Raw genomic sequence first — 26,849 nt, 5'->3', positions numbered from 1 at the left:
GGTTGCGCACAAAAGAACGCGGATGCTGCGTTGCGAAGCTTTGCCATAGACCTGCTATGGCCTGCGCTTCGCGCCTTGCCTCCGCGTTTTTTGTGTAGCAACGCGGGTGCGAAATAAGTGTTAACAGGCCCTAATCTCGATCAGGCAGGTTTAGGCAGAGATCTTTGATTTCGCCAGATACGAATGGAGAAGCTTCTGACGGTATGCACATTTTTCTTCCAACCGGGCAGTCGCGGCGTGGATTAAAACATGAAGGCAGTAACAAGCGTTCGGCTTCTATCAATCGTATCAATCGGTGCACCGATAGTATTGTCGGACAGGTGTGGCCGGGAATATGAACAACTCATGCCTCAATCCAAGAACAACAGCTCACGGGGAGGTGAGTACATGGAGGCAAACTATCAATCCTGTAAACTGCGCCATGCTTGTCTGACGCCCGACCCGAGGGGTGGGAGGCGCATGAAAGCAACCTTCGGCCCCTACGTCGTAAGCACCGCAGAATCCCTCGATCGCTCAGAGTGTCTGGTAAAAACATCATACTTGAGAAAGGGCTACTCCGCGGATCACATCATGACATCAGCAGATATGGTATTCGATGCTGAATTATGCGGCACGGTGATTGGCACGGTAATGATGCGCCTGGATTCCGCGAACGGATTATATAGCGATGCAACGTATTCCCATGAACTGGATGCCATGCGGCTTTCGGGCCGAAAATTAGCGGAACTATGCAGGTTCGTCATCATGCCTGGCCAGCCGACAAGCTCGGTCATGGGTGCGCTGTTTCACTTTGTCTATGTTTACGCTCACCTGATGAACGATGTAACCGATCTCGTCTGCGAGGTCGTACCCAACCATGTTGCGGCGCAAAAACGCCTGCTCGGATTCCTGCAGATTGCCGGCCCAAAACGCTGCGAGCGTGTAGGAGTGGACGCGGTCCTATTGCATAGGACGCTAGATCTAAGTGATTTTTAAATTGCACTTATTGCGCCGACAATCAAATACATCTCGCAAAAATCAACACATCAACTCAAATCAAGCGTAGCAATAGTGAAGGCGGGCAAGTCCGATACAACCCCCTACTTGGTTCCGTTTGCAAGCCTGCCCGGAATGTTATGCAAAAGTATTGTTTCGGCTAAACGTCCGACATATTCCTGATATTCAGCTGATTGGAATACAGCTGCATTCACCATCTCATTTAAAATGAATATTTAATTGATGATAGGCATTCTTAAGAATTACCCGGCACCATTTTGGCAAAAGAAGCCTATACGATTTTGCCATAATCGATATCACTTGAGCCCGGATTCTATAATGTAACGTCAAATATAAAAAATTCTCAGGAAGATGGTTCCAAACCTGATGCCGATTTAAAACTAAATCTATTAATGCCATTCTCGAATAATGCGATATAAGAATTTGTTTCGGATACCCTGAATTCAACGGATAAGGATACTTGATCGTTTCACCGGTAGAAAAATGTCTGTTAATTATTTTAGCCCAGTCATCGCCGAAATATTTTGGATGATCGATCCATAAATTAGGCCTCATATCAGCCTCAAAAAAATATAGTTTTTTATCTTGATCGGACTGCATGCAGCCAATATTTACAAAACCATGAGCGCCAAGTGCTTTACCAAGCAAACCGAGTTCATCAAAAACTTTTTTTTCCAAAAAGGCAAGTTGCACATAGTTCCTAACCGAAGTAGGTCCAAATTTATATTTGGATTTTTTCGGTATTGAGTAGGCAAAATGAATTAATTGACCATCTTGGTAAAAACTTTCCACAGATACCTCAACACCCGTTATTTTCTTCTGCACCAAAACGGGATATATTTTTATTTTTTTTAATAAACCTTCTAAATCACTCCCCTCCAGGCATTCAAATATCCCCAATCCACCGGCGGATGAATCGATCTTGATAAATATTGGATAACCTAATATTCGTGCAGATGTTTTTAATTCCTGCTCATTATTCGCAACAAGATAATCGGGAGTGTTAATTCCATTTTTATCCAGAACGCGCGCCAAGCCGATTTTAGAAAAGATATGACCAAGGTTTTTATTTGACAGGACTGGAAGTAACTCTAATTTATCCTCATCAGACAAATCTGAATTCAATATTTTTCCTAATGTGGGGTCATCTCCCACAACAATCAGTGTGTATTCTTGCTTTATTTTTTCTGATGCAGCTTTTACCAAAAGATCATTCTCATCTGCGAGAAAATAATTTCGTATCGATTTATTCTTTTTCAGAAAGGCGCTGGTGGATATGACATCTACAGTAAACCCCGCCCTGGTTAATAATGCGAGAATAACCATCATCAGCTCAGGCCAGTACCCGCCTATTAAAAGAGCTTCGAGCTTATGCATTGCTTTATTACCCGTTTATCCGTAAGTCAATCTCTCGATCACGGCATGATGGTTCAAACGAGCAGTAAATCATTTTCTCAATTCAATTCATAGCTGTAAGATATTACAGGCCACCATGGCACCTGCGTTGCACCATGTCACCGGTCTAAAAACCCGCTCGCACTTCCACCGACAATTACAGACGCAGGAAACAATCCATGTTGCTGACGGCACCCGTCACTGTGCGGGCTGATTGGCTTGCTTTGCTGGAAATCGCTTGAACGTCACGTTTCCACTGTAAGTTCTTACAGCTACCAAACTGCTGAGATTGAGTGCCTAATGGCTTACCGTATTAATCATGCGGACTCTATTATGGAGAGATTTCTTCATGTTCATCGGACACAGCTTACTGCAAGATTTACTCCACAACGCTATAAGGGATTGATTGAAAATGCGTGTTTGTTTTATATCTCATTCCGCGGAGCGGTATGGCGCGGAACTTGCACTGCTGGAATTGATAAAAGGCCTGATCAAGCTAGGCTTTATTTGCATGGTTCTTGTTCCCAAAAAGGGCCCGCTCCTTGCCGAGCTAGACAGCCTGAATGTGGAATGGCGCATTATTCCTTATCCAGTATGGATGTCTCGGCCGAAGTGGTTGCCATATCGTATTGGGCGAACGCTCAAGACGCTTCTCACAGCAATATATATTGCGGGTGTAATAAAAAGATGGGGTTGCGATATTGTCTATACCAATACGGTCGTGGTCGGCGTTGGCGCATTTGCGGCACGGTTGGCCCGTAGACCCCACGTTTGGCATTCTCATGAATCCGCATACCATAATCCTGACCAGAAATTTGACTTGGGAAAGCGTTGCGTAACCTATTTGATGGATCATTTTTCGCAGATGATTATCGTCACCTCGAAATCCGTAGAGGAAGACTATAAGCGCTACCTGGGCATGGAAAAGCTACGGGTGATTTACCAGTCTGTCACCTTGCCTGAGGAAATCGCGCATACGAGCAGCCTGGTTGATGCAACCTTATTTTTCCAATGCATTATGATCGGATCACTCCATCCTTGGAAAGGACAAGATGAAGCCATTTTCGCGCTTGCAGAACTTGTCCATCGCGGGGTGAATGCCCATCTGCTGATAGTTGGCGATGGCGGCAAGCGATTCAGGGTAAAACTGCTTCAGCAAATCGTGGATCATGGTCTCCAGCAACACGTCAAGTTCCACGGATATGCGGAAAATCCCGCATCCCTCATACGGGCAGCAGATGTCGTGCTAGTATGTTCCAGATGGGAGGCTTTTGGCCGCGTGGCGGTTGAAGCCATGCTTACGGGAAAAGCGCTGATAGGAAGTGCCAGAGGAGCAACGTCAGAATTGATTCAGGATGGGGAAACCGGCCTCATGTATGAATGGGGTAACCACACCAAACTTGCCGATAAGATACAATATTTGCATGACAACCCCGGAGAAAGAGCGAGGCTTGGGAACAATGCCAGAAAGTGGGCGGAGAGTCGATTTACACAGGAGAGATACGCTGAAGAAGTGGGCAACCTGCTTTTCGAAGTCGTGGCCAAAGCTAATCTGAGCAAAGTCTAATTAAGAATCATTTATAATAGTAAAAATATTCTTGTGGATCTCATGAAGAGCAAGAGATACACGCTGCGTGAGCAGCGTTAAAGGTAGAAATCAAAAATTGCGAGATGGTGCATGATTGACCGTATGTTGGGTGCAATACCTTCATTCTACAACCCAGCCGGTAGGCGTTTATCGCGGCGAATAAAAATAGCCGTATCACTTTTTCACATGGATTTCGGTTTGCCGCTTTGATTAAAAGTCAAATGCAACCCATTACTGTTGCTCTTGCTCTTATCACCTCTATTACTCTGCCCTTTCCGGCAGGTGCAGACCTTCCCGGCCCGGGAATCCGCGCTCAGGTGGTTCAGATTGTTGATGGTGATTCGCTTACCATCGTAATCGATGGGGAAATGGTAAGGGTGCGCTTGGCTGAAATTGATGCCCCGGAAAGCAAGCAACCTTACACCAAGCGTTCAAAAAAATCTCTCTCTGACCTTTGTTTCTGGATCGAGGCGGAACTGACATCAATAACAAAGGATCAATATGGACGTACTTTAGCCAGAGTTAGATGCAATGGTTTGGATGTCAATGCGGAACAAGTAAAACGCGGTATGGCCTGGGTATATGAAGGATACGCGAAAGATCCGGAACTCTACAAATTACAAGCTGAGGCCCGTGCCGCCAAGCGGGGGTTATGGTCAACAAAATACCCTATCCCACCGTGGCAGTGGATGCAAGAAAACCGCTAGCACGGCTGATCTGCCGACCAAGCTCAGGCTTATCGCAACCCGATGCTTGCACCACATGAAATGAAACTGGAGGCGGGGGTCGGAATCGAACCGGCGTCCACGGCTTTGCAGGCCGCTGCATGACCACTCTGCCACCCCGCCATTGTTGCGCCACAGGAATGAGGTCGCATGACAATACAATAGCAAAAACTGAAAAGGGAAAACGGATTCAGCAAAGGCGCATTAGATGCATGTACATGGCCTCTTGCAAAAGAATCCATTTTCCCTGCAAACTGGAGCGGGAAACGAGGCTCGAACTCGCGACCCCAACCTTGGCAAGGTTGTGCTCTACCACTGAGCTATTCCCGCGAAAAACAATGCTGGCATTATAAGGATGCTGGCTTCTTTGTCAAGGAAAGGCAATGCAGCGCAGGTGATAAACCTGATTTCAACCATGCTTCAACGCCTGGGGAATCGCTACTTTCAGATAGTATCCCATTGACCACAGGGTTAGTATGGCAGCCAGATAGATCAGCCATGTTCCTATTTCTTGCGGGTCGAAGCCTTCACCTATCTTTTCGTGATATAGCAACAGCGGGATGGCTACCATTTGCGACGCCGTTTTTAATTTTCCCAGAAAAGAAACCGCCATACTTTTGCCTTTGCCGATTTGCGCCATCCATTCACGCAAGGCTGAAATGGTAATTTCACGGCCAATGATGATGAAGGCAATAAGGGCATCAAGCCTGCTTAAGTAAACCAGCACAATCAACGCCGCCGCCACCATCAGCTTATCCGCCACCGGGTCAAGAAACGCGCCAAAGGCCGAGGTCTGATTGAGCACTCGCGCAAGATAACCATCCAGCCAGTCCGTGATGGCCGCGCCGGTAAAGATAATGGTGGCAATCAGATTCTGGTCGGATTGAGACAACCATGAAGGCGGAAAATAGAAAATGCCCACAAACAGCGGAATCGCGAGGATCCGCAGCCAGGTAAGCACATTGGGCAGGTTAAAAGGCATAAAGATCAGGATAGGCCATCAAACCTGAATCCGGTGGTCGACCACTCATTTTCAGGTCAGCGTCATGACTCCTAAGGATCCTTTTTGTCACTTGACCTTCGTGTTTTGTAGGGAATTCGCTACAACTACCAGATTCGAATGGAACAGGCAATCTGAAAAGCGCCCGAATACATGAGGATGAGCAAGCAATCAGGTGACCGCGATTCAATGCAATTCCTTGTAAATCCTCTCAGCCAGCGCACGGCTGATTCCGTCGGCCTGCTGCAATTCTTCGATACTTGCGGTCAGCACCCCCTTCAATCCACCAAATCGTGCCAGCAGGCTTTGACGGCGCTTGGCTCCGATACCGTTGATCTGTTCCAGGCTTGAGCTGGTACGCGATTTGCCAAGTTTGGCGCGATGACCATAAATCGCAAAGCGATGGGCCTCATCACGGATCTGCTGGATCAAATGCAACCCGGGATGATCCTTGGGCAATTGTAGCGGTTTTTGCTTCCCCGGGAAAATCAATTGCTCCAGGCCGGCCTTACGTTCTTCGCCTTTCGCCACGCCCAGCAGGTTCGCGTCGTTCAATCCGAGTTCAACCAGCACCTCCTGCGCCACTCCCACCTGTCCTTTGCCTCCGTCAATCAGAATCAGATCAGGAAGTCTGCCCTCCCCTTCGGTGATTTTGTGATAGCGATGTGATAGAACGTCACGCATGGCTGCATAGTCGTCCCCTGGCGTGAGGCCATTAATATTGTAGCGCCGATATTCGCTGGCGCGCATAGAGAAGTTGTCATAAACCACGCAGGATGCAATAGTGGCTTCACCCAGAGTGTGGCTAACGTCAAAACATTCGATGCGGCCAAGCCCCGGCATATCCAGGGCCTGTTGCAAGGCTTGCAGCCGCTCCTCCTGGCTAGCCTGACGGCTCAGCATCTGCTCAAGCGCGAGACGCGCATTTTCTGTCGCCATATCGAGCCACATGCGCCGATCGCCGATGGGATTGGAGTTAATGGCAACTTTACGGCCGGATTGTTCGGCGAGCAGTGTTTGCAATGCTTCCCGTTGAATTTTTTCACCCACGATAATGAGGTGTGGTGTACTTCGATTGAGATAGTGCTGAGCCAGAAAAGCCTCCACTACCGAGGGCAGGTCGTATCCTTCCGCATTTTGCGGAAAAAAACTCTTATCACCCAAATGCCGCCCTCCCCTGATCATGGCAAGATTGACACAAACTCTCCCGTTCCCGTTGTTTTCTGCAATACAGGCAACCACGTCCGCATCAAGCGCTCTGCCACTGTCCACGAATTGTTTCTCGCGGATTTTTCTCAGCGATTGAATCTGATCACGAAACAATGCAGCTTGCTCATATTCCTGGAAATTGGCAGCTTCCCGCATTTTTTTTGTAATACTTTCCAGCACCTCGGTTTGCTTGCCCTGCAGGAAAAGTGCCGCATCTCTCGCATCTTCTCGATACGCATCCTCAGCAACCAGATTCACGCAAGGTGCGCTGCAACGTTTGATCTGATAAAGCAGGCAGGGTCGCGTACGGTTGCTGAAAACACTATCTTCACAGGTACGAATGCGAAATACTTTTTGCAAGAGTTGAATACTCTCTCGCACCATCCCGGCGTTGGGGAAAGGGCCAAAATAATGATTCTTTTTATCCAACGCCCCGCGGTAAAATCCCAGCCGGGGAAAACGATGCCCGCTCAGTACAACATATGGATATGATTTATCGTCCCGGAAAAGTATGTTGTATTTTGGCGTCAGCGTCTTGATTAAATTATTTTCAAGCAGCAGCGCCTCCGCCTCGGAGCGTGTGACGGTGGTCTCAATCCCGGAGATTTGCGACACCATCAATTGGGTACGGGGACCCAAGCCGGTTTTCTGGAAATAAGAGGAAACGCGTTTTTTTAGATCAATTGCCTTACCTACATAAATTACCTGCCCTGCAACATTCATCATACGATAGACGCCCGGTTGAGAGGGCAGGCTGGAGCAGAACGCCCTAGCATTGAAAGAGAACTCTGCCAGCAAGGCGATCAGTCTCCCTCATCCAGCAAATTGCCTGCGATAGCCCAGTTTTCATTAGGCAATTCATCGAAGGCGATATAAGTATAAGATTTTGGTTTATGGGCAATGCGTTCCAGCGTGTCCGTAATCTCCAGCGCAATCTTTTTCTTCTGCTCGCGGCTGAGCGAGCCGGCAATGCGAATATTTACATAGGGCATGAAAAGTCTCCATTTAATCCTGATCCTGCTGAATTGCTGAATCGGAAGCCAAACCGGCGCAAATTTCTGTAAATACCCGCTCGAACATTTCCGCGGTCAGGCGCCGGGTTTGAGTATTGTAGCGGCTGCAATGATAGCTGTCATATAGTGTCAGGTCACCTTGCAGCGCATGGACGGCCCCATGGCTAAACTTATAATCCCTGACCTTGAGCCCCAATGCCATCAATCCTGCCTGATGGGCGATAGCCCCGAGAGCGAGTAATGCAATACCTCCTTCTTTCCTGAAATCGTTAATTTCAGCCGCGAGATACCGGTTGCATTGACGGATCTCCCCAGGCTCCGGTTTATTTTGCGGCGGCAGACATTTCACTGCATTAGTGATACGGCAATTCATGAGCTGCAAATTGTCATTTACAGAAGCCGACCCCTCATGGCTGGCAAAGCCAAATTTATATAGCGTCCGATATAACAAGATTCCCGCAAAATCACCGGTAAAAGGCCTACCGGTGCGGTTTGCGCCATGCATGCCAGGCGCCAGACCCATGATAAGCAGCTTAGGTGCGACATCGCCAAAAGCCGGCACGGGACGAGCGTGATAATCGGGATAGCGGCTTTTCATTTCATCCAGAAAATTCGCCAGCCGCGGGCACTGACGGCAATCTGCCGAAAACGTGGATTGCATAGACTTCCCAATTGGTTTTTTATAGTAAAATGCGCGCTCTTCGATTCACTGGAAAAATAATGGCTAAAGTACTTGCAACAGAAATTCGTGTCGGCAATCTGATTGAATGGGATAAACGTATCTGGCGTGTACTGAAATGTTACCACGTCCATGTCGGAGGCCGTGGTGGAGCATTCATGCAAGTAGAGATGAAAGACATTGAAGCGGGTACCAAAACCAATCAGCGCATCCGTACCGAAGACAAAGTGGAACGTGCATTTGTCGAGCCGCGTGACATGACGTATCTCTACCAGGAAGGTGATAACTATATCTTCATGGATAAGGAAAACTACGAACAATTAAGCCTGTCGCAGGAATTCCTTGAAAGTCAATATGAATACCTGTTGCCGAATACCGACGTGCAAGTCAATTTTCATAACGATCGCGCCATCGGGGTACAACTTCCGGCCAGCGTAATACTGACCATTACCGCCACCGAACCCAATCTTAAGGGCGCCACAGCCACCAGTTCCTACAAACCGGCCACGATGGAGACGGGACTTGTTGTCATGGTTCCGGCATTTGTCCTGCAAGGTGAAAAAATCAAGATCAATACTGACAGCGGCGAATATATCGAACGGATGTAGGGAAAGCCTTGCCCGGAACAGATTGCCACCAAAATGATAGCTGTCGGTTGTTTGCCATTCTGCCGCCAGCGCGGCCTTTTGCCGTGGTTTAAAAGCTTAGCTGGGTACGGAAAGAAATTACGGACGGATTATCTTTGCGATCAGACGTGCCGACACCGGCATTGCCGATGTCGGCTTCGGTAATATAGTAATTCAGCATGAAACGCCAACCTTGCCGGACATACCAGTTGGCACCCAGCGTAATGACCCGAACCTCGCATTTCGATGTGCCAGTCCGGCACGGATCCGCGGTAAGACTCTGATTTGTGTTCTCCGCCAGATCATAACGCGCCGCGAGTTCAATCGCGCCCCATTTGCTGATCGGCTTTGGCTTGCCGAAGGCGCCACGATCTTTTCTGTATACCGTTCTTTCACCGGTTACAAACCAGCTCCCCTGTACATAGTAAGCCTGTATATGGGAGTCCCTTTGCGTACCTCCCGCCAAATGGGTGTTATCCAGCCTCGAGTTTGCGTACTCTCCTTGCAGAGTTACTGGTCCGAGCGCATAGGCCACCTCAGCCGCAAAAGTGGTTTGACTGTTTTCGCGCGATGAACCCGCACTCGCACCCGCAATACCGAGAGATTTGCTGATACCGAGACGTCCGCCATAAATATCAACCCCCTGCGCGGGAAGTGATCCCTTGCCGGCATCATCCACACTATAGGAAAATCCAAAATGAAGCGTGTTACCTGGCTGCGAAAAGGGCAGCCAGACCATACGGCCCCCGTAAGTTAACCCGCTAAGAGATGAACCGGTGTGGTTCAAACTCATGACATCCACGCCATAACCTAATTTATCCCCAATGATGCCGCGGTAACCCATCCCCATCAGGAATTGCCGGCCAGTATAAATACCGGTGGATGAGGTTGAAGGGCGTTCCATCAAAGTTATTTCGTTTGAACTCGTCAGTTCTTCCATGCCACGGTAAGGCTTGAACTGTCCTATTGTGAACTGACCCGGGCCCAACTGGGTCGAAACCCAGGTTTCGCGAATACTGCCCGGAAAAGCGCCAGCAGCAAAATCGTTCTCAAACTTGAAATTCAAACCATAGATTCTGCCCGTTAACGTGGCATAGGTACGGCGCCAATTAAAACCACTGTGGTCCTGCTCCGATGACATCTGGCTGCCAAATGCGGAAAAGGCCGTATGCACTCCATCCTTATTGAAAGCGTGCACATCAAGATGGGCGCGGCCATTAATACCGATTTCAAAATTGCCGTCATCGGCCTTGATTCTGGGGCCGCCCTTGGTTTCGATCTTGATGGCATAGGCAGGAGCAATGTTTGCGCCCATGAATAGAACCAAGGCATAGTATTTCAGAAAATTACACGATAATCTGACTGATGAGTTAATTATGGTTCCTTGATTTTTATCTCAACCCATTGAATCCATGACCAGATGAAGACGCATATGAATTCCCTGATATTGGAATTTGACCGGTTACCTCATCCGTGTGGTAGCGCACTGAACAGTTGGGAAGCACTACGTATTATTGCTATCACAGCGATTTCGCTGGGATTAATAAAAGGGGCAATCATGAAATTTCCTTCAATTTTATCAGCAAAATCATTGGTATTGACGGGTGCATTGATTTTCAGCACGGCCGGGATCCTGCATGCGCAAGGTTATGATCAAGGCGGCTCGATGCAGAAGCCCGACAATTCCACGCAATCGGGCACTTCTGGCGGAGGGTCCGACTACGGCACAAAGCGCGATGAGAAGAAGAGCGGCTATGACGGGAGCCGGCGTTCCAGTGATAACTCCCGGTACAGTACCGACGGTACTGAAAGATACGACGATAAAGACGAGAGTGCGGGAACGGACGGTACAGGCCCCAAGCTCAAGGGCCGATATTAGCCGTTGCGGGGGTGAGCAGGAAGCTGGATTTTTGTCAGCCACCCCCCTGCCCAGATGCTCCATCTCCCACTTAGCCACGACCACATCCAGCGGGTAAAAATTGGTGGAGCCATAATTAACGCGTCTTGTCATTGGCAAGAAGGCTGGTAACTTCCTCCAGAAGATAGCTGCGACCCGATGACAAAAATGGTAACCAGAGCATCATTCAATGCTTTACGCAGCCTGTCCCAATATGACGGTCCCACCGCAGCACGCTTGGGAGCTTGCTCAGTGTGCTACCGCACTGAAGAGTCGTAAAACAGTGCGTAACCTTTTCAACACAGCAATATCGCTGGATGAATAAAGGAACAGCCATGAAACTTTCTTCTATATCGGCAAATCGTTCGCTGGTACTCGCATTGGCACTGGGAACCACTCTTGGTATCGGCGCGACTGGAGTGACCCACGCGCAGTACGGCACATCGGGACAGAGCGGTGCGACAGGGCAGAGCGGCTCAAGCGGACAAAGTAGTTCCACCAGTTCCAAAGAGGGTATGGATACGGGGTATGTCGATCAAAAGAAGCGGGTAGAGCGGGCCGCAGACCCTGCGTCGCCAAGCAAAGATCCGCATGTGCCGGAATTCTCCCGGGATAAGGAAGGTAAACCGATCAAGGACCCGAAGTATGAGCAAGGGGGACCTATCGGACCCAATTAGGTTACGATTACTCAAACCCGGCTATTCGCTGCTGGTTTCAGACACTGTCATGAGCGCGATTAGCTGAGCAGACAGGGTGATGCATGCCAGTGAGAGCGAAGCATATAAAAATAATATTGATATATGCATTACTGACGGGATCGGCCCTGCTCATCAATACATCCGTTTCTGCGCAAAGCAATAATAAGGGCCGCGCCATTTACATCACCGTGGGCAGTACCTATGGGGGCGTGGATAACGCGGCCTTGCAATTGGTTGGAAAGACGGCCGGAAGGGCCGTGGGTGTCAATACCGTCGATATACTTCATGTGCTCATCATGTCATGATGCGTGGGCCCGATGCAAACTATCACATCACAGCCTCAACATCTCTCCATTAGAAAGCCTAAGGCCTGTTAACACTTATTTCGCACCCGGATTTCATCCAGCACGAGGCATGAGCCGCGCGGCGGGAGCAGACCTCAGTAAGCGGCGAGTAACGAAGGGCTGGATGAAATCCGTCCCGTTCCTTCGGGTTGCGCACAACCAATGCATCGCAATTAACATACATGGGACATGAGGTGGATTTGACTAAAAGAGAACAAAATTTCTCTTGACATTGGGAAGTAATCCACATTCGTAATAGAAATTGCACAATAGCGCCGCTGAAACCCGCATGAATCTTGGGATTCAAGATAAGTTTTTGTTTATATTGAAATATCTATGAAGTTCAAAAAATGGGCAAATAAGAAAATATTGTTACGGAAGGGCAACTTACTCCCCGTGTTCATAGGTTATCAACAAACTTATCCACAGCAATTGTGAACAATAAAGTAGCAATGGAAAAGCTTAAAATTCGCCCCCTGCAGCCGACAGCAGCCCCCCTGGAGATGAAACGGATGAGCTGGTCCATTCCACATCAGAGACTCGAGACGGTTTCCTCAAAACGCATCATTGAGGAAATTGTGCCCCAAGGGAAACGTAGGTTAGGGGAACCAACGTCGTTTCGCCGGAGACTAATATAACTATGGGTTTACAGCAAAACGATCAGTGAGTGGAAATTTTCATTATGGGGATTTGGTTGTGTACATTGATCCAGAATCCCAAAATTGCCATGTTAAGTTCGGTAGCGCACAGTTTTTTTTTGTAATCAGATTATCCTCTACCCAAAACTCTGTGCGGAGTTCGATACATACGAAAAGCGGAATTCTTTGATAGTTTTTCTTTTGCTTTAGAAAGGAGGAAAAAGTGGATAAGTATGATTATGATGACGCACTCACGACCTCTTCTGCTCTGCTTGATCATGGTGCGGAAGTATTTACGAAAAAAATGTTTCAACATTCTCAATTGAAGACCCGGGAACGTTGTAGCGATATGGAAAGGAGTCCGTTGGAGAAAAAACCGTTTACGATCAGGCCGACGATCCGGAGGGTTGAGTTTAACCAGGATTAGGCCGGGCGACCCAGCAAGATTCATTTCCACCATTACCCAGCTGCACAAAAATGTGCAAAACGGTCCATCGATAGCAAGCCTTAAATCCATGGTGAGTGTGTACTGAAGCACGCCACCCATCCTGCACTGCCCGTATTGTTACCAAGATGTAGAAATATGTTTCCACTGACTTATTAGGAAATCAACCATAAGTTTACGTCTCACAGAATTCCTCGATTGCCAGCATTATTTGTGCTGGAAACAATCTGGCTGACCAGAAAATTGTCGCATTTCTCGACCGAGCGTACATGCGGCGGCTCTCCACCCACACTGACTTGAAGCTGTGACGGTTATAAAAACGTCCCACTCAGTTAATTAATAGTCTAGCTGAACGCCCATAATTAACTGGTTATGTTGGATTAATTATTAAATATAGCGGCTGAATGTTCCGTTTCTGGCAAGATCGATATGATTTCTTGCAGATTTAGCGATGGTCACATGGGATCAAAGCCGACCGCTATTTCTTTCTACCCAGCGAAGTTTTGATCAGCCTGGCCCGTTCAAGATGGCCTACAAGGCTTGCTCGCCTTAGGTTCAGCAAATTCTTTAATTCTTCATTTCTGGTGCCCGAGATCAGCTTTCCGTCCCATAAATCGAGTGCTTGCTGATGAGACTCCATTTCATGATGCACATAATCCAGATCGAATAATATGCCGTTCAGCTTTCTGAGTTTTTCCAGATATTTCTCACTATCGAACTTCAAGGTATCGCTGATTGAATTGCTCCGGGAAATGATATTGTATTTTTTGCCCAGTCATTGAATTGCGATGTGGAATCGTTATGCTCTTCAGTCAAACGGTGGCCAAATGCCTTTACCTCGGGGTTGGATGATGCGGATTGGGCCAGAATGCCACCGTTTATTTCAGCCTGATTTACGGCCAGAACGATACCAACGATTTCCGCATCACTAAGTGCTTTGGGTTCAGCTGCGGCCTCAAGACTCGCGACTATCAACGCGATGACCAGCATGAGTATTTTTTTCATGGAAAACTCCTGTCTTCAATCAGGAATCATTGATTTACCTTGAGAGGATTAATAGCTGCGATCGCTCGCTCAAATCCATGATCATGAGGCGGGAGCGAGTTGCGTTCGCTTAAAAGCGATAACCGTATCGTCCGCCGAAGGTATCCATGCCTTCGTTGGCATCGGCAAGATTTGCGTTGGAAACATGATCAAAATATACCGATAACGAGCTTCGGGCACCAACGCGATACCCGATTTCGACCGGAATGTGGAATAAAACCCGGGATCCGAGGGCCTTGCGGTCGTAGTGCTGCAAATGGAGATCACCGTTATGAACCGCGCCACCGAAGCCAACCCCGAAAAATATGCCGCTTGCGTGATCGTATTGCCAGCGAATACCCGAATACAGCTTGGAGGTATCCCCTGCGGTATTCACCGAGCCGCCAAGGGCGGGACGAATGAACCCGCCCAGAATTTTGTATTGTGGCGAAAAAATCGCTTCCAGATTGAAATCAGCACCACTCTCACGACGGAAGCCGCTCCATAAACCGCCGGTATCGTGATGAAGCACGCCGAGCTTGACCTCATGCAACCATCCCGGCGGCCTTCGTTCGTCTGCATAGCCAACGGACGAAACTCCACAGCCAAAGCCAAAAACCATCATCCCGATAATTGTGCGCGCATTATCCAATTCTTTCGCCTTCAAGGGGCATCAACTCTACAATCTCTCGAATCCTGGCAATGTCATCCCTCTATGCAACATGAGAGGAATTTGGTATCTGGCGTTCTTGGTTCTCCTTCCATCAATTTTTCAGGCTATATAGTTTTCCACACGGACACTTATAGACCTATTGCATATATCTGGCAGATCTATTATGGAAAATCGATCGACCCCGGTGCGGGCAAGTCATATGCTGCCCACCCACCAGGCGTGGCAATGTCCACATGAGCAATAAAAGTGTATTGAACATCACTATAGTTATGATGTCAAAAAAACCCGCCGAAGCGGGTTTGTTTTTTTGATGTACGGACTGTCCTTAGGATTTCTTGCGGCGGCTGAAACCCAACCCCGCCAAACCGGCGCCAAGAAGTGCGAGGGTGGCAGGTTCGGGTACATCGCTGGCCTGCGCCGGTGGAACTGGTATCTCGTTCACGATGCCGGTCAGATTCAACGTGAGATTATAGATGCCCCGGCTGGATGCCGCGCCGACATTCGCATCAGACAGGCCTAATGAATAGCTGGCATTGAAAGTCCCGGCTGCGGAGGTGTCCAGCATGGCAAGCCAGCTGTGGCTTGACCCTTCGCCCAGGTTGCTGAATTTTCCCAGGTCGGTCCAAAACGCGCCCACATCGCCGTTGCCGGAAATGCTGTCGAGATCCAGGCCGACACGGTCGGCATCCGCCAGATTGAAGAGATTGAATCCAAGGGTGGCGGTGTCACCCATGTAGAAAGTTCCGAAGTCCAGGTTCAGGATCAGCATCGTTGACGAACCATCGAAGGACGGCGCGGCGTGCAACAGGTAATCATAAGTAACATCGGCATTGCCCGCCCAGGTGACCGTATATTGTGTCGTCTCCGTGCCGGTAAAAACACCGGCTCCCTGCGTCGCTTCCAGTACCGGAGCTGTACGCACCAACGTCACATCGCCGTTGCCGACATAGCTGTCAAGATTGGCTGACGATACGGCCTGATTCAGGTTGGTAGGAGTTGCGGAACTCGTGGTGGCGCTGCCGGTACAGGCACCCTTGTGTTTGTCCCCGCACGAATCACTACCATTAATGGCCGGTAAGAAGCTCGCATTCAAGCCCGGGCCAGAGATACTGGCGGTGCTGCTGCCGGTACCGTTCGAGGTAACCGTGCTGTTTGCACCGGTACCACCCCCGGCGGTGGAATTAACCCAGGTGCTTTGTGTCCGCGTTGAGGTGAGATTCAGGGTGGCACCCATCAGTACCCCCTGATTCAAATTAAACTGGCTGATGGCACTGGTCCCGAGGCTGGCGCCATTATTATTGCTGGCACCCCCGCCCTCGGCGTCGATAACACTTGCGGAGTTGCTAAAACCCACCGGCGCGGTATTGATCAAAAGCGCACTGGCCGGTAATGGGATCAGTGTCAAGGCGCCCAACGCAAGCGTTATTTTTTGGTTCAGTGTCCTGGGTGCGAATCTCATTTCATTTCCTATGGAAAAAGTTGTAAGAGGAGCAGTTCTACGGAAGATGATTCATTCTTGCAGAATCCGAATGCATTGCCCATTGGACCGAAGTACAGTATGGAAAAACCAGATATTACAGGGAGTTAACGGATGATACTGAAATGCCTGCATACAGCACACGGACCACAAAAAAGCCCGGCGCAGCGTCAGTGCGACCGGGCCGGGGTTCGCTACCAATGGAGGAAGGTAGGCACCCGAATTACATCCTACAGGATATGAAGGCGTTGCCTATTGGACTGAAGTACAGGAGAATAATATTTGCTCACTTGAAACTCGCTTGCCACATTGCCGCAATGAATTCAATCGGCTGAGAGCCGTTGGATTACATCCATGCTGATCCAATCCTATTTCTGATTATCCAGCGGTTCCTCAGATGGTGCTATCCATAGGCCCCGGATCCTATGAGCACCATGCCAAGTATATGAGCAAGGGAGAAAGTACCGGATACCGTGCTTATCTATGATAAGTCGTCATCATTTCCTTCCCGCCACATGAGATACAAAACCGCAATCACGATGATCATGACCGGCATGATGACGTATAGCCCCAGCGCATGCCCTGCCCCATCATTGTGATCATGAGGCGGCAGCGTGCTTACTATCTTGTAACCGTGAGCCATGCTGACTGTGAGGACGAGAATGAGGCCCGCGATCCGGCGGTTCCGAATTAAGATGCGGCCAACCTTCTGGTTAAGCAGGTGTGCGGCGTAATAACCAATGAAATAGATCGCGATGTAAAAAATCAACGCACCCATGGAAAATCCCTGAAAGGTCCGTGCTTTTATCAGTAGGGGCGCTGTGGCTTTGCGGAAGTATGCGGGGAGCTGCGTTTACCGGAAGGAATTGACCTTTATTTGCCCTTCTTGTTTTCGGCGTCGATATTTTTCTCGGGCGTTTTAGTGCCGGTCTCGCCCTGCTGCTCTATTTTTTTGGACCGCCCTGCCTTTGCCTCATCCGCTTCGATACGTTTTGCGGCTTTTTCCCAAGGGTACTCCCGAGGCTCTGCTTTTTGTGCAAACACCTGGCCGGAGAGCAACGCGGGGAATAAAATGAATAGAATTTTCCTCATGAGCCTTCTAGTGAGATAGCCAGGTCTGAATTTGTCAGGCAACAGCAAGTATAATGAATTGGCCGGGGCATCTTCATGGAAGCGGCGGAATTATCCCGAATCCCAAAATGGGCAGCCATCCAAAAGATGCATTATCTTATCTAAAATTTCCCGGCGCTTCAAGCCGCTGCAAAACTGTTGCGCTATGGGGGGCGGTAAAGCGCGTAGCTGATGAAAAAAAGATAGCAGATCGTAAAACAACACCGCTAAATCAAGCCCGCCGATTCGGTTGGGCGCTGGGTATGATGGGATACGTGTTACACAGTCCCTTCACCCGTGGAACGTCTGGAGGCAAATTCTCTTCGAATATGCGAACAGCCGGTACTCACAGCTCATCCGTTTTCATGGCATTTTTCTGATTGATAAGCGCTGCCATCAACGCGTTGCCGGTCTCGCCAAAGTAGATGGAATGATGCGGAAAGGGTATTTCGATACCTTCCCGCTCAAACGCAAGCTTCAGGCGCCGGCGATATTCGCGCCCGACGCTCCATTGTTTGATCGGCCTCGTGCGCAGGCGCCCCTTGATGACCACCGCGGAATCCTGAAAGCTGTCGACACCGTATATCTCGACATCCTCCACCATCAGGGGGCCGAATGTTTCATCCTTACGCAATGCCGCGCCAGTATTGCGCATGACAGCCATGACTTTATCCATATCTTCCCTGTAAGCGACCCTGACCTCAAACACGTATGCCGACCACTCCTGGGTCATATTCGCAAGTGTGTTAATGGTCCCATTGGGAAACACATGCACGGTGCCCGCCTCATCGCGCAGGACAATAGTACGAAAATTGACCCGCTCCACCAGTCCACCTGTGCCATTGACTATAGCCACGTCGCCCACCCTGATCTGGTTTTCCAGGATCATGAAAAATCCTGAAATCACGTCGCGCACCAAATTCTGCGCACCAAAGCCCACGGCGAGACCGACAACGCCCGCGCTCGCGAGAATGGGCGCTATCTCGACATTCAACTCTCTCAGAATCACCAGACCCACGATCACCCAAACGATAATCACCACCGCCTGGCGCAACAGCCGGATCAGCGTTTCGATACGCTTGGCCGCTTCAGTAGCCATTTCTCCCTGTTCGCTGGCCCTGCTAATCAGCGATCGCTGCATCCGGCCCAGTAGTAACTTGATGACCGAAAGCAGTACCCATGCCGCAAGGCTGATAAACATGATTCGCAGGGTTGCAAACATGAGGGTTTGCCAGTTAAATTGATTTAAAAACCGGGCGATTAGGTCCATTTATCCATCCTGATTTATCAGTCCGCTGAATTCCTCCGCCCATGATTTTACTGCCACTGATGAGGCCGTTGAATCAGTCCCTTGCAGCAAGCGCTGCTCACCGGAAGACTTCGCAACAAGTTGGCGACTGCGGCCTGAAGGATCAATGGAGGATGAGGAGAAGGATACGAGAACATTATCCAACATAAAGACGTTTATCTATGTGCGCTAGTTAACGAAGTATCGAAGACTCCCTTTGATACACTAAAGGCCGTCAAACTTTCAGCAGGAGCCTTTCCATGGACAATGATTTTTTTCTGTTCCCGATTACGGGGTGGGAAATAAAAACAGTACCGGTTGACGGAGTTCTTTCTGTGCGCTTCCCTTTTCTGGCGCATGATCGGCAGAAACTCTCCGAAGCTGATCCAGGCAGGCCCTATATGATGCACGCGGATCAGGCACGGGAACTTCGGGACGCGCTATCACGAGCGATCGCACATATCGAAAACCAGGAGTTCGAATCTCCCGACTCCACAATAGCGTCCACCGGTGTGCTTATCTATTGATGATGCGGCTACCTTGCGTGGGGTACACTATGCGAGGGGAGTGGCTCAAAGTTTTGAGCCTCACCCCACACATTTGTTTATTTTCCCCGAAAGATCATGGCCCTTTATCAGCTTACGTTTTGCTACCCCTATCTGAAAGAGTATGCGGTAACGGTACGGCATATCCGTGATGAAGTCGAAACCTTGTCCGGCAGCGATTGGCGAATCGTGACATCAGGCGAGCACGTATGTGCCATCGTATTTGAGACGAATGCCGAGCCTGAACAATTGGTAAGTACCCTCGGAAATTACGGAAGCGACAGTTTCCAATTTCTTCTGACGGAAATTGCCGTGGCTGTGGCGGGATATTTGCCTCCGGATGTCTGGGAATGGGTGGATAGCCGTTTTCCACGAACCCTGAAACTTCTCTGAACCGGGAATACTCCGCATAGCTGGCAATCGCTAGCAGCCTGTCGGCCGTAGAATCGAAGCGAAAAAGCGACCGGGAGGACAGATTTTGACGATTTTGAAGCCCAATAGCGGTTCTATTGGCTAAAAAGCGGCGAAATATGGACTGGCACGATGCTTTAAGACCCGGCTTCGCATCCGATTTCCTTTACCTCCAACAGGCTGCCAGGCCGCACCGATTGTCAACTCGGGACCGAACGGGATTTCAAGCGGAAACAATCTTCATCCACGCGAGAGCCCAGTGAATGCACCACGTAATAAATGACACCCGAAGCCCCCGCCAATCGGCTTGACCGGCCAGTCGACGAGGCATACGACCACATACTGGGGCCGCCCGATGCCGAGATCACGTTAGTCGAATACGGTAGCTACGCGGACCCTTCCTCCCGCGCCGCCCACGAGCGCGTTGCTGAAATGCGCAATCGTTTCGGCAACCGTTTGCGCTACGTCTTCCGCCATCGGCCGCTGCCCGGCAGTGATATCGCCCGCCGCGCCGCCGAGCTTGTGGAATCATACAGTGATCCGGCGCGCTTCTGGCATGTGCATGTCGCGCTGATGACCCACTCCGCCACGCTCACCGCGGACGACCTACACACTATCGCCGCCGACCAGATTCTCGAAGAGAAAAATGCCCCTCGGAATGAAGAGGGTACGCTAGGTGCAAAAGCACGTGTGGATGCGGATGTGGAGAGCGCCGAGGCCAGCGGCGTCATCGTCACGCCGACATTTTTCATTAATGGCCGCCGCTACGACGGCCCCTGGGACGCCAGCTCACTTTCGGAGGCGATGCTCGGTTCCCTGGGTCATGTCGTCCATGCGGCCGCACTGGACTTCGCCAAGTGGGCGCCTTCGACCGGTATTCTGCTGCTGTTGACAACCGGGATTGCCATTGCGCTGAGTAATTCCCCCTTCGGTCCCGACTTTAACGAATTCTGGGATCAGCCCTTTGGCATCACCTTTGGCGGCGCGTCGTTTCATCTCTCGCTGCACCACTGGATAAATGACGGGCTGCTGGTTATCTTTTTTCTGGTGGTCGGCCTGGAAATCAAGCGGGAATTCACGGTGGGCCATCTCGCCAGTCGTCAATCCGCGATGCTGCCGGTCGCTGCAGCCGTTGGTGGCATGGCAATGCCGGCGCTGGTATATCTGCTTCTGGTGCCGGGAGGACCGGAAGATGCATGGTCGTTGGGATGGGGCGTGCCGATGGCGACCGATACCGCATTCGCAGTTGCACTGATTGCCATGATGGGCAGGCGGGTACCCATCGAATTGCGAGTTTTTCTGACTGCAGCCGCCATTGTCGATGACATCGGCGCCATTATTGTCGTGGCGATCTTTTATACCGATGAGGTGCGAGGTAACTATCTCGCCGGTGCCGCTGCTATCACGGGATTGCTGGCGCTGGTCAACCGGAGCGGCATCTATCGCGCTTCACCTTATGTATTCCTGGGAATCGGCCTCTGGGCCTGCGTACATGCCAGCGGGATCCATGCGACTCTGGCGGGAGTCATTCTCGCGCTCTTTATCCCGACCCGCCCGCCGCCCAACCTCAGGGCGCTGATGCTGCAAGCCGATGCGATCCTGACAGCGGAAACGAAGCGGGGTAAAGAAGTCATGCGCTATGGGCCGTCCGAACCCTCCCTTGAAGCGTTGGACGCTATCCATGACCGGCTGGAATCCCCGGCTGAACGCATGCTTCGTCATGTCGCGCCAAGATCGAGCTATATAGTCCTGCCCCTCTTCGCCCTGGTCAATGGCGGTGTGGCGATAGAGATCGGGGCGCTCGGCGGTCAGATGGCACTCATGTTCGGTACCGCGGTCGCACTGGTGGTTGGCAAACCGCTCGGGTTCGTCGCCGCGGCGGCGCTGGCCATCCGGCTGGGCATCGCAACCAAACCCGTGGCATGCTCCTGGCGTCAACTGGGCGGGGCGGGAGCCCTGGCTGGTATCGGCTTCACCATGTCGCTTTTCATAGCGAGTCAAGCTTTTGAGTTTGAAGCTGATTTTGCCGCTGTCAAAATAGCGATCTTCGCGGGCTCGATTGTATCGGCGATTATTGGAACGGCGATATTGTGGAATGCGGGGTCCGCTTCAAATTAAGCCCTGACATTTCTGTTAATCCGGAGCAGCCGGACAGCTTATGCAGGATGGGTTGAGGTAACGCGACCCATCAATACAACACGACGCACCCACCCAACGTACCATCTGAACATCGTCCAGAGGCGCCCAGCGGAGGAAAGAAAGCAGACAACAAACAGAACGATGGGTCGCTACGCTCCATTCATCCTACAGCCCTTCGCTCCCGATCCGTATGGAACCGAACAGACCCGGCGTAATTTCGGGCGCAATCTGCTTATTTATCAACCAGGAACGATCATGACGACGAAGAAAGCATGGGCAGTCTGGAAGGGCGGCATCAGGGATGGTGGCGGCACCATCTCCACCGAAACCGGCGTGTTAAAGGAAGCACCGTATGGATTCAAGGCAAGATTCGAAAACGGCAAAGGCACCAATCCCGAAGAGCTGATTGGCGCCGCGCATGCGGGCTGTTTTTCCATGGCGCTATCCTTGATGCTCGGCGAGGCGGGGCTGACCCCCGAGAAGATCGAAACGCATGCTGATGTAACGCTGGACAAAGTCGGGGAGGACTTCGAAATCACCGCAAGCCATCTTACTGTAGCGGCAAAAATTCCCGGTGCGGATAAAACGAAATTCGAGGAAATCGCCAACAAGGCAAAAATGGGATGCCCGGTATCCAAGCTATTGAAGGCAAAAATCACAATGGACGCCAGGCTGGAATCATAGCTCCCGCATGGTGGCCGAGCCAAGCCAGGTTGGCAGTCTGGGTTACCCATCACCGTTGTAGCAGCCAGAAAATGCCCGGCGGAGGATTACTCCGCCGGGCCAAATCGTCCCGTTACCATGAAGGAAAGCTAGGGCCTGTTAACACTTATTTCGCACCGGCGTTTTTTGTGCGCAACCCGGAGGGACGGAACGGATTTCATCAGCCCTTTGTTACTCGCCGCTTACTGAGGTCTGCTCCGCCGCGCGGCTCATGCCTCGTGCTGGATGAAATCCGTTACCGTCACGGATGCGAAATAAGTGTTAACAGGCCCTAGTATCCCCTCAAGTCGCATCTTACCCCCTCTGAACGTGCTGCCTATTGGACTGAAGTACATGGTCGAGAGACAAAATCAGCAGAATCGCGGTCTTCAGCCCGAGATCCCATTTAAAAAAATTCCGGGAGATATCTTTGAATTGTTTCCTGGATTGGTCTATAGATAATTAGCGCGACTTTATTCCCGTTTTTCTCATCCGCCATCCGCCCCGGTGAGTGACCCATTCCGTGACAATGGCAACCATGACGCGAGGAAATCTTAAATGACTGCGAGCACCCCCCAGACCACCGACTTTACCAAAGACGTTCTCGGCCGTTACATCGCCAATGGGCTTGATGAAGCCCTGAATAGCACCGATAAGAACAGGCAGCGGCCGGATGGCTCTCCCACCAGCGATGCCCGACCCTTCGATGTAATCGTCGTCGGCGGCGGCAGCTTCGGACCCGTATTTGCGCAGCACCTGTTCTCGCAGGACAAAACGCACAGTCACCGCATTCTGGTACTCGACGCTGGCTCGCTGGTACTGACAGAGCATGTGCAAAACTATCCGCCGATCGGACTTGGTGTGCCGCCACCCACCGAAACCGACCCATTCGTGCCGCGCGCCGAGATCTGGGGACTGCCCTGGCGCGCGGATCCCGCAAAAGTGCCGGGCGGGTTCCCCGGATTGGCCTATTGTTTCGGAGGGCGCTCCCTCTATTTTGGCGGCTGGTCGCCGCAATTGCTGGATACTGCCACCGATACCGAAATGCCGCCGGATCGGTGGCCCGCCAGCGTGGTGAGCGACCTGAACACCAGGTATTTTGCGGAGGCCGCGCAACAAATCGGTACCGATCAAACGAATGATTTTATCAGCGGCCCCATGCATTACGCGTTGCGCAAACAATTGTTTGACGGGATCAACGGCAATCAGGTCCCCGAGGCGATCAAGCCGGCCGAATTGCCCCTGCACATGCACCTGCCGCCCGCCACATCCGCCGAACACAAGGAACAGTGCAAGCTGGAAGCTCCCCTGGCAGTCCAGAGCCGTGCAGGCTCCGGATTCTTTCCTTTTAACAAGTTCAGCGCAGCGCCTCTGCTGATCAAGGCGGCACGCTCGGCTTCCACCGAATCGGCACTGGCTATCGGCTATCCCGACGATGTCAAGAAACGATTCATGGCGGTGCCTCACTGCCGCGTAATCCGGCTTGTCACGGCTATCCAGAACGGGCTTGGGCAGGTGACCGGCGTGGAATGCGAAACTTACCTGCCAGTTTGCGGCGACGGATCCAATGTGCAAAAACAGCGCGTAACGGTCCCCGTGGCGGATAATGGTAAAGTCATCATCGCGCTGGGCACCATAGAAAGCGCCCGCCTTGCCCTGCTCTCTTTTCAGGGAATCACGAACTACCACAGGATAGGCCAGAATCTGATGGCGCACCTGCGCTCCAATCTTACTATCAGCATTCCGCGCACATCATTGTCGAGTCTCAGTCCGGCGGTAAAAGCGCTTCAGGCATCCGCCTTATTCGTCAAAGGCAGGCACGCCTTCACCGATGGTTCAGGCAAGGGTTATTTTCATTTGCAGATCACGGCGGCGGGGCTGGATAAACTCAGCGCAGATTCCGAGGCGGAGCTTTTCAAGAAAATTCCTGATCTGGATAGCGTGCTCCCCTTGCAGGAGGTAAACGACCACACGGTGGTCATTACCATTCGCGGCATCGGCGAAACCCAGGAACAAAATCCGGGCAGCAATATCACATTGACGAACGAAACCGATGAGGTGGGCATGCGGCGCGCAATGGTTACCTACAATCTCGGTGCGAACGACTTCGAATTATGGGACGCCATGGACAAGGCCTCCGATGACGTAGCCAAAGTATTCGCCGGAGGCCGCGATTTCACCGTTTTCACGGCAACGGGTCCTCAGACCGTTGCGGCAACGGCCGACCTGAAGCAACTCGTACCCTATAAGCCAGGCTGGGAGGGCGGGCGCCGCGACGGCATGGGCACTACCCATCACGAGGCGGGCCCGCTCTGCATGGGCGACGATCCAGGCTCTTCCGTCACCGACTCCAATGCCCGTTTCCACTTTGTCGAGAATACCTATGTTGCAGGACCGGCCCTGTTTCCGACAGTGGGCTCGCCAAACCCCATGCTCACTGGGGTTGCGCTGGCACGCCGCCTGGCGGAGCAATTCACTGTTGCGCCCTTTCACCCGGATGCGGGATTCACCATGCTGTTCGACGGCGCAAGCACGGGCAAATGGCGCATGTCGACCATCACGAACCAGGCGAACAATAATCCCGGTGGTATGCTCCTTGTGAATGGCGCCCTGGAATCGGTGCCTGGAAATGACTTGGGCATGTTCTGGCATACCGACCCCGCACCTCAGGACTTTGTGCTTAAACTTGAATGGTTGCGCTGGCGCGAGGATGACAATTCCGGCGTGTTCATCCGCTTTCCGCACCCGGACAGCAAGAATTACAACAACACCGCCTACGTCGCGATTAATTTCGGGTTCGAGGTCCAGATCGATCAGCTCGCACGTCCCGACGGCGTGCCCATTCGCAAGACCGGCGCGATTTATGGCTTCGCCGCGCCCAATGACCCGGCAAATCTCCCGGTCAAGCCGGTAGGGGAGTGGAATGAGTTCGAGATTCATGCCCAGGGCCAGCACTACACCGTACTCCTCAATGGCATAATAATCACTGAGTACGACAACCCCGATGCGGCGCGCGGCCAGCCCAGTTTGGGAAGCGTACCCAGTTTTATCGGTTTGCAAACCCATACCGGGCGAGTCGCGTTCCGCAAAATTCAGATTAAAGTACTTTAACGAGTTTTCATCTTGGCCAGAGACATGCTTGAATCGATGAAGCGGATGCTTGCAGCCTGCATCTACCTTGCCTGCGCCTGGGGCAGCTTCGGGAACGTGGCCTTTTCGGGGCCCGAAGCCGCTCTCGGAATCCCGCAAAAACCGCTGGCCATCCGTGAGCAGTTTAACGTTCCCATCGCAGAACTGTCGGGACTCGCCATCGTGCGCGCTATAAAAAATCGGAATGGGGGAACAAATGAAGTAAGCCTCTATGCCGTTGGCGATTCGGACTACCAGGTCGCCCAATTTCGCATTGATGGCGTATCGGGCACCGTCATTATCGAAGCACACGATGTCGCGGACACTATAGGCAGGAGTGAGGGGGATGCATCCCAATGGGAGGCTATCGCAGCGGATGGCAAGGATACGATCTGCATGTTGAGCGAAAGCCGCAGCGAAGTCTCATGCCTGGACCAAGATTTGCAGCAAGCGCGAGGGAGTTTCGCGCTGGATGTCTCAAGCATCGGCCAACTCGATTCGCTTTGGAAAGTCCACTCCAACTCCCGTGGCGAAGGGATGATCCTCATGAAAAAGGGGCATATTCTCGTCCTCAAGGAGAAAAAACCGGCCCTGCTGGTTGAATTCGGACCGGAAGGCGACTCCCCGATGGGATACGGGCCGACAACATTTCTGCAGGAAGACGAGGCGTTCAGCGGGTTGAAAACAGGTTCCGAGGACCCGATTGTTTATCGCGCAAACCGAGCTATTTTCCCTTTTCAACGCCGGCTGGTAGCGCTGAAAATGTGGGAATTCTCGAACCATCTGCGAGAACTCGCCACGGATGCCAGCGAGATTACGCTCGGCCCGGATGGGGGTATTTACCTGCTCTCGCAGGAAAGTTCCACCCTGATTCGCCTGCAACCCATCCTGAAGCCAAGCGAAAATAAGGTAGGACTGGATCGCGGCACCTACTGGAAGCTCCCCCCCGGGCTGGAAAAGGCGGAAGGCCTGGTGATCGACAGCGACATGCATCCCTGGATAGGCATCGACATCAAACAAGCGGGCAAGCCCAATCTTTTCCGTCTTTCGCCCCTCGACAGCGCACACTGACCAGTACTGCGATGGCAAGAGCCCGGCA

Annotated in this window: 26 protein-coding genes and 2 tRNA genes; 13 read left to right on the top strand and 15 right to left on the bottom strand. The window is 51.3% G+C overall.

Annotated features, from left to right (window positions below; translation table 11 throughout):
* The first annotated feature begins 249 nt into the window (after positions 1-249).
* On the top strand, positions 250-975 hold the full coding sequence (locus EBAPG3_RS15635) for an N-acyl amino acid synthase FeeM domain-containing protein (protein WP_418304112.1): 726 nt from the start codon (positions 250-252) through the stop codon (positions 973-975).
* A 219-nt stretch (positions 976-1,194) separates the two neighbouring features.
* Here the strand turns inward: EBAPG3_RS15635 and EBAPG3_RS09260 are convergent, their stop codons facing one another.
* On the bottom strand, positions 1,195-2,373 hold the full coding sequence (locus EBAPG3_RS09260) for an ATP-grasp domain-containing protein (RefSeq protein WP_004178014.1): 1,179 nt from the start codon (positions 2,371-2,373) through the stop codon (positions 1,195-1,197).
* A gap of 430 nt (positions 2,374-2,803) precedes the next feature.
* Between EBAPG3_RS09260 and EBAPG3_RS09255 the strand changes: the two genes are divergently transcribed.
* Positions 2,804-3,958 (top strand): glycosyltransferase family 4 protein, encoded by a 1,155-nt coding sequence (locus EBAPG3_RS09255; RefSeq protein ID WP_004178016.1) that lies wholly within the window; start codon positions 2,804-2,806, stop codon positions 3,956-3,958.
* A gap of 242 nt (positions 3,959-4,200) precedes the next feature.
* Positions 4,201-4,686 (top strand): thermonuclease family protein, encoded by a 486-nt coding sequence (locus EBAPG3_RS09250; protein WP_081607269.1) that lies wholly within the window; start codon positions 4,201-4,203, stop codon positions 4,684-4,686.
* 67 nt (positions 4,687-4,753) lie between these two features.
* On the opposite strand, the gene EBAPG3_RS09245 is transcribed toward EBAPG3_RS09250, so the two are convergent.
* From EBAPG3_RS09245 to EBAPG3_RS09220, 6 genes are all read right to left on the bottom strand, one after another.
* Positions 4,754-4,827 (bottom strand) — tRNA-Cys (locus tag EBAPG3_RS09245).
* A gap of 132 nt (positions 4,828-4,959) precedes the next feature.
* A tRNA-Gly gene (locus EBAPG3_RS09240) sits at positions 4,960-5,034 on the bottom strand.
* Between the two features lie 79 nt (positions 5,035-5,113).
* Positions 5,114-5,686 (bottom strand): CDP-diacylglycerol--glycerol-3-phosphate 3-phosphatidyltransferase, encoded by a 573-nt coding sequence (gene pgsA / locus EBAPG3_RS09235; RefSeq protein WP_004178019.1) that lies wholly within the window; start codon positions 5,684-5,686, stop codon positions 5,114-5,116.
* 204 nt (positions 5,687-5,890) lie between these two features.
* On the bottom strand, positions 5,891-7,708 hold the full coding sequence (gene uvrC, locus EBAPG3_RS09230; RefSeq protein WP_040852371.1) for an excinuclease ABC subunit UvrC: 1,818 nt from the start codon (positions 7,706-7,708) through the stop codon (positions 5,891-5,893).
* Between the two features lie 8 nt (positions 7,709-7,716).
* Positions 7,717-7,905, bottom strand: coding sequence for a tautomerase family protein (locus EBAPG3_RS09225; RefSeq protein ID WP_004178021.1), 189 nt, complete (start codon positions 7,903-7,905; stop codon positions 7,717-7,719).
* 13 nt (positions 7,906-7,918) lie between these two features.
* Complete coding sequence (locus EBAPG3_RS09220) at positions 7,919-8,587, bottom strand: uracil-DNA glycosylase (protein WP_004178023.1); 669 nt, start codon at positions 8,585-8,587, stop codon at positions 7,919-7,921.
* 59 nt (positions 8,588-8,646) lie between these two features.
* Between EBAPG3_RS09220 and efp the strand changes: the two genes are divergently transcribed.
* Positions 8,647-9,213: an elongation factor P gene (gene efp, locus EBAPG3_RS09215; protein ID WP_004178024.1), complete on the top strand. Its 567-nt coding sequence runs from the start codon at positions 8,647-8,649 to the stop codon at positions 9,211-9,213.
* An 88-nt stretch (positions 9,214-9,301) separates the two neighbouring features.
* Here the strand turns inward: efp and EBAPG3_RS09210 are convergent, their stop codons facing one another.
* A complete protein-coding gene (locus EBAPG3_RS09210) occupies positions 9,302-10,546 on the bottom strand; it encodes an OprO/OprP family phosphate-selective porin (RefSeq protein WP_004178026.1) in 1,245 nt (414 codons plus the stop codon).
* A gap of 243 nt (positions 10,547-10,789) precedes the next feature.
* On the opposite strand from EBAPG3_RS09210, the gene EBAPG3_RS09205 reads away from it, so the two are divergent.
* The 3 genes from EBAPG3_RS09205 (at position 10,790) to EBAPG3_RS09195 (ending at position 12,131) form a co-directional block, all read left to right on the top strand.
* Positions 10,790-11,110 (top strand): hypothetical protein, encoded by a 321-nt coding sequence (locus EBAPG3_RS09205; RefSeq protein WP_151898912.1) that lies wholly within the window; start codon positions 10,790-10,792, stop codon positions 11,108-11,110.
* A gap of 353 nt (positions 11,111-11,463) precedes the next feature.
* The gene (locus EBAPG3_RS09200; RefSeq protein ID WP_151898911.1) at positions 11,464-11,805 is read left to right on the top strand and encodes a hypothetical protein; all 342 of its coding nucleotides are present in this window, start codon (positions 11,464-11,466) and stop codon (positions 11,803-11,805) included.
* Between the two features lie 83 nt (positions 11,806-11,888).
* Entirely contained in the window at positions 11,889-12,131 is a 243-nt protein-coding gene (locus EBAPG3_RS09195) for a hypothetical protein (protein ID WP_040852348.1), read from the top strand.
* A gap of 1,600 nt (positions 12,132-13,731) precedes the next feature.
* Here the strand turns inward: EBAPG3_RS09195 and EBAPG3_RS15530 are convergent.
* The 7 genes from EBAPG3_RS15530 to EBAPG3_RS09155 all read right to left on the bottom strand — a co-directional run bounded on the left by EBAPG3_RS15530 (position 13,732) and on the right by EBAPG3_RS09155 (position 18,806).
* Positions 13,732-13,977 carry a DUF4142 domain-containing protein gene (locus EBAPG3_RS15530; protein ID WP_004178033.1) on the bottom strand — a complete coding sequence of 82 codons (246 nt, stop codon included), beginning with the start codon at positions 13,975-13,977 and terminating at the stop codon, positions 13,732-13,734.
* Complete coding sequence (locus EBAPG3_RS15525) at positions 13,974-14,258, bottom strand: DUF4142 domain-containing protein (RefSeq protein ID WP_004178034.1); 285 nt, start codon at positions 14,256-14,258, stop codon at positions 13,974-13,976. The genes EBAPG3_RS15530 and EBAPG3_RS15525 overlap by 4 nt, the downstream gene beginning before the upstream one ends.
* A gap of 109 nt (positions 14,259-14,367) precedes the next feature.
* The gene (locus EBAPG3_RS09175) at positions 14,368-14,928 is read right to left on the bottom strand and encodes an acyloxyacyl hydrolase (RefSeq protein ID WP_227869190.1); all 561 of its coding nucleotides are present in this window, start codon (positions 14,926-14,928) and stop codon (positions 14,368-14,370) included.
* Between the two features lie 346 nt (positions 14,929-15,274).
* Positions 15,275-16,408: a PEP-CTERM sorting domain-containing protein gene (locus tag EBAPG3_RS09170; RefSeq protein WP_004178037.1), complete on the bottom strand. Its 1,134-nt coding sequence runs from the start codon at positions 16,406-16,408 to the stop codon at positions 15,275-15,277.
* Between the two features lie 499 nt (positions 16,409-16,907).
* Entirely contained in the window at positions 16,908-17,204 is a 297-nt protein-coding gene (locus EBAPG3_RS09165; RefSeq protein WP_004178038.1) for a hypothetical protein, read from the bottom strand.
* Between the two features lie 95 nt (positions 17,205-17,299).
* Positions 17,300-17,518 carry a hypothetical protein gene (locus EBAPG3_RS09160; RefSeq protein ID WP_004178040.1) on the bottom strand — a complete coding sequence of 73 codons (219 nt, stop codon included), beginning with the start codon at positions 17,516-17,518 and terminating at the stop codon, positions 17,300-17,302.
* Between the two features lie 364 nt (positions 17,519-17,882).
* Positions 17,883-18,806, bottom strand: a complete 924-nt coding sequence (locus EBAPG3_RS09155; protein WP_040852354.1) for a mechanosensitive ion channel family protein — start codon at positions 18,804-18,806, stop codon at positions 17,883-17,885.
* 278 nt (positions 18,807-19,084) lie between these two features.
* Here EBAPG3_RS09155 and EBAPG3_RS09145 point away from each other — a divergent pair, with 278 nt between their 5' ends.
* From EBAPG3_RS09145 to EBAPG3_RS09120, 6 genes are all read left to right on the top strand, one after another.
* Positions 19,085-19,351 (top strand): hypothetical protein, encoded by a 267-nt coding sequence (locus tag EBAPG3_RS09145; protein ID WP_081607271.1) that lies wholly within the window; start codon positions 19,085-19,087, stop codon positions 19,349-19,351.
* Between the two features lie 96 nt (positions 19,352-19,447).
* Positions 19,448-19,762: a hypothetical protein gene (locus EBAPG3_RS09140; protein WP_004178044.1), complete on the top strand. Its 315-nt coding sequence runs from the start codon at positions 19,448-19,450 to the stop codon at positions 19,760-19,762.
* 297 nt (positions 19,763-20,059) lie between these two features.
* Positions 20,060-21,898, top strand: a complete 1,839-nt coding sequence (gene nhaA, locus EBAPG3_RS09135; protein WP_004178046.1) for a Na+/H+ antiporter NhaA — start codon at positions 20,060-20,062, stop codon at positions 21,896-21,898.
* A gap of 276 nt (positions 21,899-22,174) precedes the next feature.
* Positions 22,175-22,603, top strand: a complete 429-nt coding sequence (locus EBAPG3_RS09130; protein WP_004178047.1) for an OsmC family protein — start codon at positions 22,175-22,177, stop codon at positions 22,601-22,603.
* Between the two features lie 576 nt (positions 22,604-23,179).
* Positions 23,180-25,732, top strand: coding sequence for a 3-keto-alpha-glucoside-1,2-lyase-like domain-containing protein (locus tag EBAPG3_RS09125; protein ID WP_085922003.1), 2,553 nt, complete (start codon positions 23,180-23,182; stop codon positions 25,730-25,732).
* A gap of 12 nt (positions 25,733-25,744) precedes the next feature.
* Positions 25,745-26,821, top strand: a complete 1,077-nt coding sequence (locus EBAPG3_RS09120; RefSeq protein ID WP_151898910.1) for a hypothetical protein — start codon at positions 25,745-25,747, stop codon at positions 26,819-26,821.
* Positions 26,822-26,849 lie beyond the last annotated feature (28 nt).

It is taken from the genome of Nitrosospira lacus (assembly GCF_000355765.4).
In the GTDB taxonomy this organism is placed as follows: domain Bacteria; phylum Pseudomonadota; class Gammaproteobacteria; order Burkholderiales; family Nitrosomonadaceae; genus Nitrosospira; species Nitrosospira lacus.
This window is presented reverse-complemented; position numbering and strand designations above follow the sequence as displayed.